Annotated in this window: 14 protein-coding genes; 6 read left to right on the top strand and 8 right to left on the bottom strand. The window is 64.7% G+C overall.

All coding sequences use genetic code 11. The annotated features are described in order from the left end of the window. Positions 1-7: 7 nt before the first annotated feature. The gene (gene argC / locus C2H86_RS01230; RefSeq protein WP_159411098.1) at positions 8-943 is read right to left on the bottom strand and encodes an N-acetyl-gamma-glutamyl-phosphate reductase; all 936 of its coding nucleotides are present in this window, start codon (positions 941-943) and stop codon (positions 8-10) included. Between the two features lie 115 nt (positions 944-1058). On the opposite strand from argC, the gene C2H86_RS01225 reads away from it, so the two are divergent. Continuing rightward, entirely contained in the window at positions 1059-1940 is an 882-nt protein-coding gene (locus C2H86_RS01225) for a LysR family transcriptional regulator (protein WP_159411097.1), read from the top strand. A 73-nt stretch (positions 1941-2013) separates the two neighbouring features. Here the strand turns inward: C2H86_RS01225 and C2H86_RS01220 are convergent, their stop codons facing one another. After that, the gene (locus C2H86_RS01220; RefSeq protein WP_159411096.1) at positions 2014-2220 is read right to left on the bottom strand and encodes a tautomerase family protein; all 207 of its coding nucleotides are present in this window, start codon (positions 2218-2220) and stop codon (positions 2014-2016) included. A gap of 2 nt (positions 2221-2222) precedes the next feature. Between C2H86_RS01220 and C2H86_RS01215 the strand changes: the two genes are divergently transcribed. Next, positions 2223-3128, top strand: a complete 906-nt coding sequence (locus C2H86_RS01215; protein WP_159413043.1) for a LysR family transcriptional regulator — start codon at positions 2223-2225, stop codon at positions 3126-3128. Positions 3129-3220: 92 nt separating this feature from the next. Next, positions 3221-3493: a hypothetical protein gene (locus C2H86_RS01210; RefSeq protein ID WP_159411095.1), complete on the top strand. Its 273-nt coding sequence runs from the start codon at positions 3221-3223 to the stop codon at positions 3491-3493. 112 nt (positions 3494-3605) lie between these two features. Here C2H86_RS01210 and C2H86_RS01205 read toward each other — a convergent pair whose 3' ends face one another. Next, entirely contained in the window at positions 3606-4256 is a 651-nt protein-coding gene (locus C2H86_RS01205; RefSeq protein WP_159411094.1) for a TIGR04211 family SH3 domain-containing protein, read from the bottom strand. 281 nt (positions 4257-4537) lie between these two features. Between C2H86_RS01205 and C2H86_RS01200 the strand changes: the two genes are divergently transcribed. The 3 genes from C2H86_RS01200 (at position 4538) to C2H86_RS01190 (ending at position 7437) form a co-directional block, all read left to right on the top strand. Then, complete coding sequence (locus C2H86_RS01200) at positions 4538-5881, top strand: OprD family porin (RefSeq protein WP_159411093.1); 1344 nt, start codon at positions 4538-4540, stop codon at positions 5879-5881. 86 nt (positions 5882-5967) lie between these two features. Continuing rightward, on the top strand, positions 5968-6564 hold the full coding sequence (locus C2H86_RS01195; RefSeq protein ID WP_159411092.1) for a TetR/AcrR family transcriptional regulator: 597 nt from the start codon (positions 5968-5970) through the stop codon (positions 6562-6564). Between the two features lie 126 nt (positions 6565-6690). Beyond that, on the top strand, positions 6691-7437 hold the full coding sequence (locus tag C2H86_RS01190) for an SDR family oxidoreductase (RefSeq protein ID WP_159411091.1): 747 nt from the start codon (positions 6691-6693) through the stop codon (positions 7435-7437). A 10-nt stretch (positions 7438-7447) separates the two neighbouring features. Here C2H86_RS01190 and C2H86_RS01185 read toward each other — a convergent pair whose 3' ends face one another. The 5 genes from C2H86_RS01185 to C2H86_RS01165 all read right to left on the bottom strand — a co-directional run bounded on the left by C2H86_RS01185 (position 7448) and on the right by C2H86_RS01165 (position 14430). Next, positions 7448-9508, bottom strand: coding sequence for a hybrid sensor histidine kinase/response regulator (locus tag C2H86_RS01185; RefSeq protein WP_159411090.1), 2061 nt, complete (start codon positions 9506-9508; stop codon positions 7448-7450). A gap of 63 nt (positions 9509-9571) precedes the next feature. Further along, on the bottom strand, positions 9572-11191 hold the full coding sequence (locus C2H86_RS01180; protein ID WP_159411089.1) for a PAS domain-containing sensor histidine kinase: 1620 nt from the start codon (positions 11189-11191) through the stop codon (positions 9572-9574). A 57-nt stretch (positions 11192-11248) separates the two neighbouring features. Further along, positions 11249-12658 carry a GntR family transcriptional regulator MpaR gene (gene mapR / locus C2H86_RS01175; protein WP_159411088.1) on the bottom strand — a complete coding sequence of 470 codons (1410 nt, stop codon included), beginning with the start codon at positions 12656-12658 and terminating at the stop codon, positions 11249-11251. 39 nt (positions 12659-12697) lie between these two features. After that, complete coding sequence (gene ccoG / locus C2H86_RS01170) at positions 12698-14068, bottom strand: cytochrome c oxidase accessory protein CcoG (RefSeq protein ID WP_159411087.1); 1371 nt, start codon at positions 14066-14068, stop codon at positions 12698-12700. A 122-nt stretch (positions 14069-14190) separates the two neighbouring features. Beyond that, a complete protein-coding gene (locus C2H86_RS01165) occupies positions 14191-14430 on the bottom strand; it encodes a DUF3203 family protein (protein WP_159411086.1) in 240 nt (79 codons plus the stop codon). Positions 14431-14648 lie beyond the last annotated feature (218 nt).

The raw sequence follows: 14648 nt of genomic DNA, 5'->3' as shown, positions 1-14648 counted from the left end.
ACCCTTTTTAGCCGCGCATCGCGGCGAGCATCAGGTCGAGGTTCTGCACCGCCGCGCCCGAGGCCCCTTTGCCGAGGTTGTCGAACACCGCCGTCAGCACCACCTGGCCGTGCTCGGGGTTGGCGTACAGCGCCAGGCGCAGGTCGTTGCTGTCGTTCAGCGCCTCAGGGTCGAGCGGAGTGGCCGGACCCTGCTGGTGCAGGGGCATCACCTGCACATGGCGGGCGCCCTGGTAGTGCTGTTCCAGGCAAGCCTGCAACTGTTTCGCGTTGGGCTGGCCAGGCAACAGGCGCAGTTGCAGCGGGATGCTCAGGACGATGCCCTGGCGATAGGCCGCGTAACCCGGCAGGAACATCGGCCGTGCCGACAGGCCGGCGTGCAGCTGGATTTCCGGTACGTGTTTGTGCGCCAGTTCCAGGCCATACAGCTGCAAGGTCGGAGCATGTTCAGCGCCCGGCGCCTCGTGTCGCTCGACGGCTGCGCGGCCACCGCCGGAATAGCCAGAGATGGCATGGATGCTCAGCGGGTAGTCGGCGGGTAGCAGGCCGGCCTTGACCAGGGGGCGCAGCAGGGTAATGGCGCCAGTGGGGTAGCAGCCAGGGTTGCTCACACGCTTGGCCTGGGCGATACGCTCGGCCTGTTGGCCGTCCAGTTCTGGCAGGCCATAGACCCAGCCCGGTGTGGTGCGGTGCGCGGAGCTGGCGTCGATCACCCGCACGGCGGGGTTTTCGATGGCCGCCACGGCTTCGCGGGCGGCGTCGTCGGGCAGGCACAGCAAGGCGATGTCGGCGCTGTTGATGGCGTCGGCGCGGCGTTGCGGGTCCTTGCGCTCGGCTTCGGGCAGGGTCAGCAGGCGCAGGTCGGTGCGGCCTTGCAGGCGGGCGTGGATCTGCAGGCCGGTGGTGCCTTGGTCGCCGTCGATGAAGACAACTGGGGTATGCATGGTCGGGAGTCCGGTCAGGGGAGGGGATGGCCTATGCTCGCCTGTGGCCTTGCGAAAGAAAATTTGAATATCATGATGCTGACGTTCAGTTTTCATGAATCAAGGATCGCCGCCCATGCGCGAAATCAGCCTCGACCGCCTGCGCACCCTGGTGGTGATCGCCAATCTCGGTTCCTTTGCCGAAGCCGCCCGCCAGCTCAACCTGGCGCCACCCACCATCAGCCTGCACGTGGCCGAGCTGGAGGCGCGGGTCGGAGCGCCGCTGCTGACCCGCAACCGCAACCAGGTGCGCCCCACGACCATCGGTGAGACCTTGCTGGCACGTGCTCGTCGCTTGCTGGCCGATGCCGACCTGGCCCTTGACGAGGTGCGTCGTCAGGTCGAGGGGCTGACCGGGCGGGTGCGCCTGGGCGCCTCCACGGGGGCCATTGCCCATCTCCTGCCCAGGGCCCTCGAGCATTTGCGGGTGGCGCACCCGGGCATCGACGTGCAGGTTCAGGTGCTGACTTCCCAGGCTTCCTTGGCGCGTTTGCGCGAAGGCACCCTGGATATCGGCCTGGTGGCGCTGCCGCAGGTGGCCGGTAAGGGTGTCAGGCTCACGCCCTGGCGGCGTGACCCGATCCTGGCGTATGTGCCGGCCGACTGGCAGCCGCCCGCCAAGGTCACCCCCGCCTGGCTGGCGCAGCGTGCCTTGATCCTCAATGACAACAGCACCCAGTTGTCGCGGGTGACGGGTGAGTGGTTCGCGGCTGCAGGCTTGTATCCCGAGCCACGCATCGAGCTGAACTACAATGATGCAATCAAGAGCCTGGTGGGCGCCGGCTATGGTGCGACGCTGTTGCCGCAGGAGGGTGAGGCCGCCGAACTGGACCGGCGCATTGCGCGCCGGCCGCTGCGGCCTGGTTTGTGGCGCCAGTTGGGGATCGCCTGCCGGGAGGGGCAGGTAGAGCGGGCCACAGGGTTCGTGCTGGAGGCGCTGGAGCGCTTGCGCCAGTAGCGGTAGCAAGACTTGCGCGGTACCTGTGGCAGCCGCGCTTGCCGACGAAAGGGGCGCAGAGCGCCCCCAGGGTTCAGCCCCGCTCTCGCAGGCGAACCGCCGTCACGCTCTCGCCGCCGACCCCCCAGTTGTCCGTCGGCACTTCCTCGATCACCACGAAGGTACTGGCCGGTGGCTTGCCCAGCACCTGTTCAAGCAACTGCGTGGTGCCCTCGATCAGCTGGCGCTTGTGTTGCTGGGTCACCCCTTCATCGGTCACCCGGATATGGACGTAAGGCATGGCTGCTCGCTCCTCGGTTCAGTGCCAGGTGCCGGCGGTGCTACCACCGTCCACGGGCAGGATTAGCCGCTGACGAAGCGCGCATCGGTCAGGTAGGTGTCACCCCGGCGGCGGTGAGCCGCAGCGTGGCGCGCCTGGAGGAGCGCCTGGGCGTGCGGACCACGCGGCAGATGCGCCTGTCCGACGCCGGCCAGGCCTATTACCAGCAATGTCGACAGGCGCTCGGGCAGCTGGTCGAGGCGGAGCGTCAGGCGACTGGTGGCCAGGCCGTGCCCAGTGGCCGCCTGCGCATCAGCGCGCCCACCCCTTATGCGCATCACCGTCTGTTGCCGTTGCTACCGGCGTTCCGTCAACGCTATCCGCAGGTGCAGGTGGACGTGCATGTCAGCAATCGCAACGTCGACTTTGCCGAAGAGCCCTTCGACCTCGCTATCCGTGGCCGCGAGCCAGCCGATTCGCGGCTGGTGGCGCGGCGTCTGGAGGATGCCGAATTGGTGGTGGTGGCGACGCCGGGCTACCTGGCCCGCATGGGAGCGCCGCAGGTACCGCAGGAGCTGGCCGGGCATGAGTGCATCCAGTTCGAACTGGCCAGCAACGGCCGCCGTTCGCCCTGGCGTTTTCGCATCGAAGGCCGCGAGGTTGAAATGGATACCGAAGGTGGTTTCACCTGCCTGGGCGACTTTCTGGCGACCGCGACGCTGGTGCGTCATGGGGGTGGCCTGATGCAGGCCTACCGCTTCACCGTGCAGGATGCACTGGAAAGTGGCGAACTGGTCGAGGTACTGGGTGCATACGGCGGCACCTCGCGTCCCTTCATGCTGATCTATCCCCAGGCTCGGCACATGCCATTGCGGGTACGGGCCTTCATCGACTTCCTGTTTGCCGAAGGGGCACGACCACCGAGCTGAACCGACACAGGGGGCGATCGCCGACTATGCTTTCCGCTGCGTCGAGCCAAATGTCCCTCGACGATCATTCCGATTGCCCAGGAGAACGCTCCATGAAATCCATGAAATTCGTGCCTCTACTGGTGATTGCCTCTGTGTTGAGCTTTACCGCCCACGCAGACCCTAAAAGCAACTGCGCGGCCAAGATCAATGACCTGGAAAGTATCCATAAAGCCGATGGCCCGGGGCTGCATGGTGGCATGGCACACGACTACAAAGAGCACCTGAAAACAGCCAAGGACGCGCAGGCGAAGGGGGACTACACCCAATGCCAGGCCTCGGCTGACCAAGCCAAGACCATCTACAACAAGGCCCGCAACAAATAGTGTTACACGGCTGTACGGCTTCTTCGCGGCGATGCCCGTGAAGAGGCCGGTACAGGCAAACCCATCCAGGCTGCCAGCTTTCAGCCCCACGAAGTCCCCACCGGATCGAGCATCAGAACCAGCGGTCGTTCTTCTTCCGCCCACGGGTCAGCGCCGGCAGGATCAGCCCCGCCAGCAGGCCGGCGCCAGCAATGCTGCCGCCATACACCATGTAACGCATCATCACCTGCTTGTTCTCGTCGCCCAGGCGTGCCTGGGTATCGCGCAGGTTCGACTGGCTCTGGTCGAGCTGTTCGTTGAGCGCCTGGTTGCGGGCTTCCAGTTCATCGATCAGCTTCTTGCGCGAGTCGAGTGTTTCCTGCATGCCCTGTACGCGGTTCTTCCAGCTGTCATCAATGGTCTTGAGCTGCCCGGACAGCTCCGCCACCTGGGCGTCGAGCTGCGGCAGGCGCTCGTTCTGGCCCGGTACCGACTGCAGGTCGCTGGTGAGGATCCACACCAGGTCGCCATTTTGCCCACGCACCTGGCTGTAGTTGCCCTGGCTGCCGATCAGGGTGAGTTTCTGCCCGGACTTGAGCGTGCCGACGATGCGGTGGCCATCGGTCGGGCCACTGCGCACATAGGTGCTCAAACTGTCGCTGACCCAGCGCGCATCGCTGGCCGGCTCTTCGGCATGCGCGGGGATGGCAAGAGCCACCAGGGCGGCGAGCAGGCTGCCGCGCAGGGCAGGGAGGGCAAGGGAGGCTGGGCGGGATTCAGGCATGTTGGGTCTTCGCTGCAACAGGAAAAATAGGCCCGGTAACTCTAGATCAGCGACGGGGCCGGCGAACCGGTCGGTGAATTGACCGTCAGGGACAGACCGCATTTTTGTAGGCAGGTTCACTGCTGAATGTAGGAAATACCTACAGAATGTTGCAAATGCCGGGCTAGAGGCGCTGCGCGCCCATGACACGATTGTAATGCTGCGATCACCTTGGCGTTATCCGCCAGGCCCCACTCTCCGACTCCGCCGACTCAACAAAAAACGTCCCCAAGGAGCTTCGGATGATCCGAACCGCACCCCTGTCCCTGGCTGCATGCCTGGCGCTGTCTGGCGTCAGTGCAACGGCAAGCGCCGCTGAAGAAGCAGCCGAAGGTTTCATCGAGGGCAGCACGCTCAACGTGCTCAACCGCAACTTCTACTTCAACCGCGACAACCGCGACGGGCCCGCCCCGGTGCACAACGCTACCAAGCCGGCCAGCAACGGTTATTCCGAAGCCTGGGCGCACGCCATCATCGCCCGTTACCAATCCGGCTTCACCCAAGGCACGGTGGGTTTCGGTCTGGACGCCTTCGCCATGCTCGGTCTCAAGCTGGACACCGGCGGGGGGCGCAACGGCGGGCGCAGTTCGTTCGATGTGCTGCCGGTGGACCACGACGGCCAGGCGCGTGACGAGTACACCAAGCTTGGCGGTGCCGCCAAGGTGCGATTGTTCGATACCGTGCTCAAGGTGGGCGATGTGTTCCCGGCCAACCCGGTGGTGGCCGCGGGCGATTCGCGCCTGTTGCCGGAGAGCTTTCGCGGCGTGACCGTGGAGAACACCAGCCTCAAGGACTTGACCCTGCAGGCCGGCCGCTTGCACGCGATGAGCCAGCCGGTCTCCAGCGACATGCGCGAGAACTTCGTGACTTTCTACGGCGGCCCGGTGGACTCGCCCTGGATCGCCTACGGCGGTGGCGACTACGACCTCAACGAGCACATCAGCGTCAGCCTGTTCAGCAGCCGGCTCAAGGATGTGTGGAACCAGTACTACGCCGGTACCAGTGCCAGTTGGCCGCTCGGTGAAAACGTCGCACTGATCGGTGGCCTGAACTACTACAAGGCCGTCGATGAAGGCCAGCAGCGCCTGGGCGCGTTCGACAACGATATCTGGAGTGTGAAAGTCGGGGTGCGCTTCGGCGCGCATACCGTGGCGCTGAGCCACCAGCGCAACAACGGTGACGATGACTTCGACTACCTGCGCCAGTCCGATTCGATCTTCCTCGACAACTCGATCCAGTACAGCGACTTCAACTCGCCAAAGGAGCGCTCGTGGATGCTGCGCTATGACCTGGACATGGCGGCCTATGGGGTACCGGGGCTGTCGTTCATGACCCGTTACGCCAGAGGCTCCGACGCGGATTACTCGAACGCCAACGCCTTCTACATGCGCCGTGACGCGGACGGCAATCCGTTGACCGACCAGAAGCGCTGGGAGCGGGATGTCGAGGTCAAGTATGTGGTGCAGAGCGGCGCGGCCAAGGACCTGTCATTGCGCGTGCGCCAGGCGACCACTCGGGCCACGGCGTTCGAGTCGGACTTGGACGAAGTGCGGCTGATCGTCGAGTACCCGCTGTCGGTGTTGTGAATTCACCTTTGGAAGCGTTCAAGCTCCTTTGGTCAAGGTGGATGGTTTGGCGCCCCGGTCGGGGCGCCTTTTTTGATTTTTGCCCCATGCCCAACCTTGCTATCCTCGCCGGCACTCACCCCAGCGAGCCGAGCATGCCAAGACCGAAGAAGCACGACCTCACCACCGCAGACAGCAAGGCGGTGATCATCGATGCCGCGTTGCAGGTCATCCGCCAGGAAGGTGCCGGCTGCGCGACCTACCGGCGTATCGCCGCTGAGGCTGGCGTTTCGCCCGGCACCATGACCTACCACTTCGCCAACATCAACGAAATCGTCGCGGCGGCCTTCGTGAAAATGAGCAACGGCATTGCCGACCAGTACTTCCGCCAGCTCGGCGAGGCCCGTAATACGGCTCACGCCCGCGAGCTGGTCGCCGACCTGATCTGTGGTGACCTGTGGAAGGCCTCGGGGCAGATGTTGCTGATCTTCGAGTTGTACACCTTTGTTTCGCGCAATCCTGAGTACACCTACGTGATGGATGACTGGATGGCCCGGTCGCGTCAGGCCCTGCAGATTCACTTCGACGAGAAGACCGCGCGTGCGCTGGATGCGCTGATCGAAGGCTTCACCATCCACAATGCCCTGAGCAAGACCACGGTCAGCCGGGCCGACATACTGGCGTTGATCGAGGCGATTGCGTGAAGGCAGCGCTGCCATCGACAGCCGCAAGAGCAAGAGCGTATCCATGACTGGGTTGAGGTGGGTCATTCCAATGAGATGCCTTTTCCCCTATTGTCGAGCTTCCCATCCCAAACGATCGGCAGTCCCATGGAGAAAGTCATCGTCATCACTGGTGCCAGCCGTGGCATTGGTGCCGCCACCGCCCTGCAAGCCGCCCGCGAGGGTTACCGCATCTGCATCAACTACCACGCCGACGACCAGGCTGCCGAGAGCATCCTCGCCCAAGTCCGCGCCCTAGGCGCCGAAGCCATCACCGTGCGCGCCGACGCCAGTGTCGAAGACGAGGTGATCCAGCTGTTCCACCGCGTCGATCAGGAACTCGGCCCGGTGACCGCACTGGTCAACAACGCCGGCACCATCGGCCAGCAAAGCCGTGTCGAGGACATGTCCGAGTTCCGCCTGCTCAAGATGATGAAGACCAACGTCGTCGGCCCCATGCTCTGCGCCAAGCACGCGCTGCTGCGCATGGCCCGCCGCCACGGCGGGCAGGGCGGGGCGATCGTCAATGTGTCCTCGGTCGCGGCGCGCCTGGGGTCACCCAACGAGTACGTCGACTACGCCGCCTCCAAAGGCGCGCTGGATACCTTCACCATCGGCCTGGCCAAGGAAGTGGCGGGCGAGGGCGTGCGGGTCAACGGCGTGCGACCGGGGTACATCCATACCGGTTTTCATGCCCTGTCCGGCGACCCCGACCGCGTGAGCAAGCTCGAAGCCGGCCTGCCCATGGGCCGCGGGGGCCGTGCCGAGGAAGTGGCCGAGGCGATCCTCTGGCTGCTGTCGGACAAGGCCTCGTACTCCACTGGCAGCTTCATCGATCTGGGCGGCGGGCGCTGAAGGCTACCCGTCAGGGCAGCTCATCCGCCAGCAGCAGACGCACCCGTTCGGCCAGTGCCTCAAGCTCGAAAGGCTTGGTCAGCACGCTGGTGCCCTGCAGCAACTGGCCGTCGCTGAGCGCCGCACTTTCGTCGTAGCCGGTAATGAACAGCACTTTAAGGTCCGGGTACAGTTGCCGGCAACGCTCCGCCACCTGGCGGCCATTGGGGCCGTCAGGCAGGCCGATATCGCTCAGCAGCAGGTCCGGCTGTTCGCACTGCTGCAGGTGCGCCAGCGCGGCAGTGCCATTCTCGAAGGCCTCGACCTGGTAGCCCAGTTCTTCCAGCACCTCACCGAGCACCAGGCGTAGCGCTGTCTGGTCCTCCACCAGCACGATGCGTTGCCCGCCCGAACTGCCGGCCAACGCCTTATGCCCAGACGGGCGGGGGGCCACAACAGGTTGCTCGTGGTGGCGCGGCAGGTACAGCTCGACCCGCGTGCCCTCGCCGGGGGTGGAATGCAAGCGCAGTTGGCCGCCCGACTGGCGCACGAAACCGTAGGTCATCGATAACCCCAGTCCGGTGCCCTGGCCCATCGGCTTGGTGGAGAAGAACGGGTCGATGGCCCGGGCCGCCACGGCGGCGCTCATGCCACAACCGTTGTCGGCCACGCTCAGGCGCACATAGTCCCCGGCGGCCAGTTCGAGCGGGCGCGCCTGCTCGCTGTCGAGCGTGATGTTGTCGCCCTGGATATCGATGGTGCCGCCACCCGGCATCGCGTCGCGCGCGTTGATGCACAGGTTGAGCAGGGCGCTTTCCAGTTGCGGTGGGTCGATGAAGGTTGGCCACAGCCGTGCGACGAAGCGGCTGCGCAAGGTAATCGACGGGCCGATGCTGCGACGTATCAGCTCTTCTATGCCGTTGACCAGCGCCGAGACCTCGGTCGAGCACGGTTGCAGTGTCTGCTGGCGGGAGAAGGCCAGCAGCCGGTGCACCAGCGATGAAGCCCGTTGCGCCGAGCCGCTGGACAGTTCGAGCAGCGGTTCCAGCTCTGCGTAGCGCTGCTGGCCGAGGCGCTGTTGCATCAGCTCCTGAGCGTTGATGATGCCGCCCAGAAGGTTGTTGAAGTCGTGGGCGATGCCGCCGCTGAGCTGGCCCACGGCCTCCATCTTCTGCGCCTGGCGCAACGCCTGCTCGGCCTTGGCCAGGCGTTGCTGTTCCTGGACCCGCTCGGTGATGTCATAGGCGAACAGGTAGGCGCCTTGCACGCTGTCGTCGTGGTCGCGCAAGGCGTTGAAACGCAGTTCGTAATGGCGAGGCCCGAAAGCCCCGATCTCGATGAACTGTTCACCTGCCAGCGCCCGTTGCCACATCGGCATTATCAGCTCACGGTCTGCTGGGTGGCCTTCCACGAATGCTGGCATGTACTCACCGACTTCGGGGGTGCGGCCGTACAAGGCATGAAAGTCGTGCTTGGCCTGGCGGTTGACGGCGAGCCAACGCAGGTTCGTATCAATCACATGCACGTTGACCACGCTATGTTCGACCAGCTCAGCAAACAGGCGGCGCTCGGCCAAGGCTGCACTGACCCGCTGTTCAAGCTGTTCGTTGAGCTGCTGCAGGGCCTGCTCGGCCTTGCGCCGCTCGGTAACGTCCTTGAACAGCACCGCGACCTGGCGGCGCTCCGCCGGCTCCACGCGGAAGGTAGTCACCGCCAGCACATGGCCCGTGGCGACCAGCTCCTGTTCAAACTGTAGCGGCTCGCCAGTGCGCAATACCGCACCGTAGCGGGCGACCCAGTCGTTCGCCTCGTCGGGCACCATCTCGCGCAGCTTCTGCCCGACCACATTGGGGATGCCGGCGTGCTTGGCGTAGGCAGCGTTGGCGATGACATGCACGTAATCGCTGAGCGGGCCATGGGGGCCGTCGAAAAACTCGATGATGCAGAAGCCTTCGTCCATGGTGTCGAACAGAAATCGATAGATGTTCTGGTCCTGATCGGCGTGTTGCAGCAGCTGGGTCTCCAGCTGCGCGTTACGCTGACGCAGGGTTTCGATTTCCTGACGCAGGGCGAGCAGGTCGCGGTGGGGCATGGCGACGTCCGACAGAAATGAAGGGTCAGACTTTACCTGCCCGCACGGCGAGCGCATAGCGCGCTACAGCGGCAATCGGCGGTTTTCCAGCAACTGGGCGACGTGCTGATTGAGGGCTGCCAGTTCGAACGGTTTGTACAACACGGCGCAATGCCTGTCAGGGCTGACGTCGACCCGGTTGCTGGCATAGCCGGTGATGTACAGCACCGCGACGCTGCCGGGGCGCTTCTGGCAGGCGGCTGCTACCTGGTAGCCATCGATGCCGCCCGGAAGACCGATATCGGTGATCAGTAGGTCTGGGTGCAAGCCTGCCTGCAGGGCCTCCAGTGCCCCGCGGCCATCGCTGAAGGCATGCACACGGTGCCCTTGTTCCTCGAGTACCTCGCAGATCAGCAGCCGCAGGATGTCCTGGTCTTCCACCAGCATGACTACCTGAGGCGCTGCGCGGGACTGTTGGCTTGGCGTCTGTGGTTGCGCGCACGCGTGCTCGACAGCGTCGCAGGAGGTCCGTGGCAAGTAGAGGTGGATGCAGGCCCCTTGCCCCGGTTCGCTGGCGATGCGCAACTGCCCACCGGACTGGCGCACGAAACCATACACGATCGACAGCCCAAGTCCTGAGCCCTGGCCCAATGGTTTGGTGGTGAAAAAGGGTTCGCATGCCCTTTGCAGCACATCGGCCGGCATGCCGATGCCGTTGTCGCAGACACTGAGGTGCAGGTAGGCGCCGCTGGTAAGGTCCAGCGCGCGTGCCTGCAGCTCATCGAGTTGGGCGTTCTCACTGGCGATACGCAATGTCCCCCCCAGTGGCATGGCGTCGCGGGCATTGATGCACAGGTTGAGCAGTGCGCTTTCCAGTTGGTGCGGATCGATCTGCACCAGCCACTGGCCGCTCTGGGTCTGGTCGATGAAGGTGATGCGCGCATCGAGCGAACTGGCGATCAGCTCGCCCATGCCGGCCACCAGCTGCTGCACGTCCACCGCCTGGGGCACCAGCGTCTGCTGACGCGAGAAGGCCAGCAGGCGCTGCACCAGCGCAGCGGCCCGTTGGGCATTGTGCCGTGCGACGCCCAGCAACCGGGCGGTGTCGTGGTGGCGCTGTTCGGCCTGGCGTTGCTCGGCCATTTCCAGGGCGCCGAAGATGCTGCCGAGCAGGTTGTTGAAGTCGTGGGCGATACCGCCGGTCAACTGGCCGACCGCTTCCATCTTCTGCGATTGGCGCAGGGCCTCTTCGATCTTGCGCACGCGCTCCTGCTCGGCGACCCGTTCGCTGATGTCGTAGGCGAACAGGTAACCGCCCTGGATCCGCTGCTGGGCGTCGCGCAATGTGTTGTAGCTGATTTCGTAATGGCGCAGGGCGTCGGGCGGGCCAAGGGCGATGGTGCCGGTGAACGCTTCGCCGGCCAGCACGCGCGGCCATACCGGCTCCAGCCATTTCACGATGTCGGGCTGGTTGGCAATGAACTGCGGAACGTAGTCACCCACCTGCGGCACGAAGCCACGCAGGCGCTTGAAGGACTCCTGCGCGGTGCGGTTGATCGCCAGCAGACGGAAGTTGCGATCTGCCGCGAACACGTTGGCCTGGCTGTGGTCGACCAGTTCGCCGAGCAGCTTGCTGTTGGCCTGGGCCCGGTCGATGCGTTCCTGCAATTGTTGTGTGGAAGGCGTCGAGTCGTCAGGCAGCATGGGGGCGATCCGGCGGGTGGGTCGCCCAACTATAGCCGCACTTTTTCGGGCCTTCCTTCAGAACGAGCGAATGATGCGCCCCAGGGTTTCCATGGCGCGTTCGGCGGCGTCGTTCCACGGTGTGCCGTAGTTCAGGCGAATGCAGTTGCCGAAGCGCCGGGTCGGCGAAAAGATCGGCCCCGGTGCGATGCTGATGCCTTGGGCGAGGGCCATGTGGAACAGTTTCAGGGCGTCCATCTGCTCGGGCAGTTCCAGCCACAGGAAGTAGCCGCCGGAGGGCTGGCTGACGCGGGTCTGCGCCGGGAAATGGCGGGCGATGGCTGCCAGCATGTTGGCCTGCTGACCCTCCAGGGCGTAGCGCAGCTTGCGCAGGTGGCGGTCGTAGCCGCCGTGCTGCAGGTAGTCGGCAATGGCCGCCTGGGCCGGCATCGAGGCACACAGCGAGGTCATCAGTTTCAGCCGCTCGATCTTCTGCGCGAAGCGCCCGGCGGCCACCCAGCCGATGCGGTATCCCGGTGCCAGGCTCTTGGCGAACGAGCCGCAGTGCATCACCAGCCCTTGGGTGTCGAAGGCCTTGGCCGGTTTCGGCGCCTGTTGCGAGTAGTACAGCTCGGCGTAGACATCGTCCTCGATCAACGGCACCTGGTGGCGGCGCAGCAGCTCGACCAGGGCCTGTTTCTTCGCTTCGGGCATGCTCGCGCCCACAGGGTTCTGGAAGTTGGTCATGCACCACACGGCCTTGACCGGGTGCTTGTCCAGGGTCTGGGCCAGCACCGCCAGGTCCATGCCCTCGCGCGGGTGCACCGGGATCTCCACGGCCTTGAGCTTGAGCCGCTCCAGCACCTGCAGGCAGGCATAGAAGGCCGGCGCTTCGATGGCCACCAGATCGCCGGGTTCGGTAACCGCCTGCAGGCACAGGTTCAGGGCTTCCAGCGCGCCATTGGTGATCAGCAGCTCTTCCATCGGCAGCATCAGCCCACCGACCATGTAGCGCAGAGCGATCTGCCGGCGCAGTTGCGGGTTGCCCGGTGACAGGTCGGTGACCACCATGCGCGGGTCCATGGCCCGGCTGGCACTGGCCAGCGAGCGCGACAGGCGCTGTAGCGGAAACAGTTCAGGGCTGGGGAAGGCCGAACCGAACGGCACGGTGCTCGGGTCCTTGATCGAGTCGAGGATGGAAAACACCAGGCCGCTGACGTCCACCTCGGTCGATTCGCTCAGTGGCTCCAGCGCCTGGGGTTCGCTGAACTGGCGGGGGGCGTGGGCGTTGACGAAGTAGCCCGAGCGCGGCCGTGCGCGGATCAGCCCGCGGCGTTCGAGCAGGTAGTAGGCCTGGAATACCGTGGATGGGCTGACACCGTGGGTCTGGCTGGCATAGCGTACCGAAGGCACGCGCTGGCCTGGGCCGAGCACCCCGGAGCGGATCAGTTCGGCAATGTCGTCGGCGAAGCGTTCGTAGCGTTTCATGGGGGCTCGGCGGGCAAGGTGAACAAGCAGTGTAAGGGATCAGCGGTTCAGTGGCGCCACGAAGCGGCTGCGGGCCACGCTGCGCACGGCGGGCTGGTCGCTGTCGCGGATTTCGAAGGCCAGCTCCTGTGAGCTGCTGGCCGGTCGCTCGGCCAGCAGCGCCACCGACACCGGTAGCTCGCTCATTTCGCCGGCCGGGATGCTGAAGTCGGTGGTTCCGTGCAGTTCAAAGCCCTCGGCATCGAGCAGGCGCAGGTGGTAACGCTGGGGCTGCGCGGTCTTGTTGATGACTTTGAGCAGGTAGATGTTCTCGATCTGGCCCTGGGCGTTCTCGCGGAACAGGCCGCGGTCCTTGATCACGTCCAGCGACACCATCGGGCGCAACTGCAGGGCCATCACCAGGGCGCCGATCATCAGCACCAGGGCAGCGACGTAGCCCAGCAGGCGCGGGCGCAGCCAGTGGGTGGTGCCGCCTTGCAGGCTGTGTTCGGACTTGTAGCCAATCAGGCCGCGGGGGTAACCCATCTTGTCCATGACGTTGTCGCAGGCATCGATACAGGCGGCGCAACCGATGCAGGCCATCTGCAGGCCGTCGCGGATATCGATGCCGGTCGGGCAGACCTGCACGCACAGGGTGCAGTCGATGCAGTCACCCAGGCTCTGGGCGCGGGCGTCACTGCCTTTCTTGCGCGGGCCGCGGGATTCGCCACGGCGTGGGTCGTAGGCCACGGCCAGGGTGTCCTTGTCGAACATCACGCTCTGGAAGCGCGCATACGGGCACATGTGCAGGCACACCGCCTCGCGCAGCAATCCGGCATTGATATAGGTGGCCGCGGTGAAGAACAGCACCCAGAACAGTGCCACGCCGCCCAGCTGCAGGCTGAACAGTTCATGGGCCAGCGGGCGGATCGGCGTGAAGTAGCCGACGAAGGTCAGACCGGTGAGTACGCCGATGGCCAGCCACAGGCTGTGCTTGAGCGTGCGCCGGGCCAGCTTGTTCAGGCTCCACGGTGCGGCGGCAAGCTTGATGCGCTGGTTGCGGTCGCCTTCGGTGACCTTCTCGCACCACATGAACAGCCAGGTCCAGGTGCTTTGCGGGCAGCTGTAGCCGCACCACACCCGGCCAGCGTAGACGGTGATGGCGAACAGGCCGAAGGCACAGATGATCAGCAGCGCCGAGAGCAGGATGAAGTCCTGCGGCCAGAAGGTGGCGCCGAAGATGTGAAACTTGCTGTCGGCCAAGTCCCACAGCACGGCCTGGCGACCGTTCCAGTCGAGCCAGGCGGTGCCGAAGAACAGCACGAAAAGCGCGCCAGCGAAGGCAATTCGCAGCGAGCGGTACAGGCCGCTGAAGCTGCGGGTGTGGATGCCATGGCTGGCAATCTGGATGGCATGGATTCTGTCGGTCATGGCGTCGGTGCTCTTACGGCCTCGATCAGGCACGAGCACTATGGCCCCCGAACTGTTTTCAGCACAGGCTCAGGTTGGTCGATAAAAACCGTATCAGATTGCCGCCAAATGTTGCCGATGGCTTAGATAACGGAGCCTGGCGTGCTGGCCTTCAGGTGTCTGCGACTATCTACCGCACCGATCACTGTCAGCGCGTCGGCTTCGGCTTCGGTGATCGGGAAGCGCTCGCCGGCGAGGATGGCTACTGACATGTGCAGCTGTTCGTCGGTGATGATCTCGACTTCCTGGCCTTTGCCTTCGATGCGCAGTTTGTCGCCGATGAGGGTGCAGCGTTGGGTGCTTTCTTCGATCTCGATGGGCATGGTCGGGTCCTCCGGGGGCGGTTACAGGTTGTGACCGCGGATGGTGGATGGTTGCTGCATCGGAGTGCCGGGAGGGCACTTTGCGTGTAGTGCAGGGGTCAACTCTCTTAGGCGCCTGTGCTGGCCCTTTCGCGGGACAAGCCCGCTCCTACAGGCTTCGTGCAAGGGCTGCTCTTTGCGGAAAACTGTAGGAGCGGGCTTGTCCCGCGAAGAGGCCA

Source organism: Pseudomonas putida, from assembly GCF_009883635.2.
In the GTDB taxonomy this organism is placed as follows: domain Bacteria; phylum Pseudomonadota; class Gammaproteobacteria; order Pseudomonadales; family Pseudomonadaceae; genus Aquipseudomonas; species Aquipseudomonas putida_W.
The sequence above is the reverse complement of the archived record's forward strand: the minus strand, read 5'-3'. Positions and strand labels throughout refer to the sequence as shown.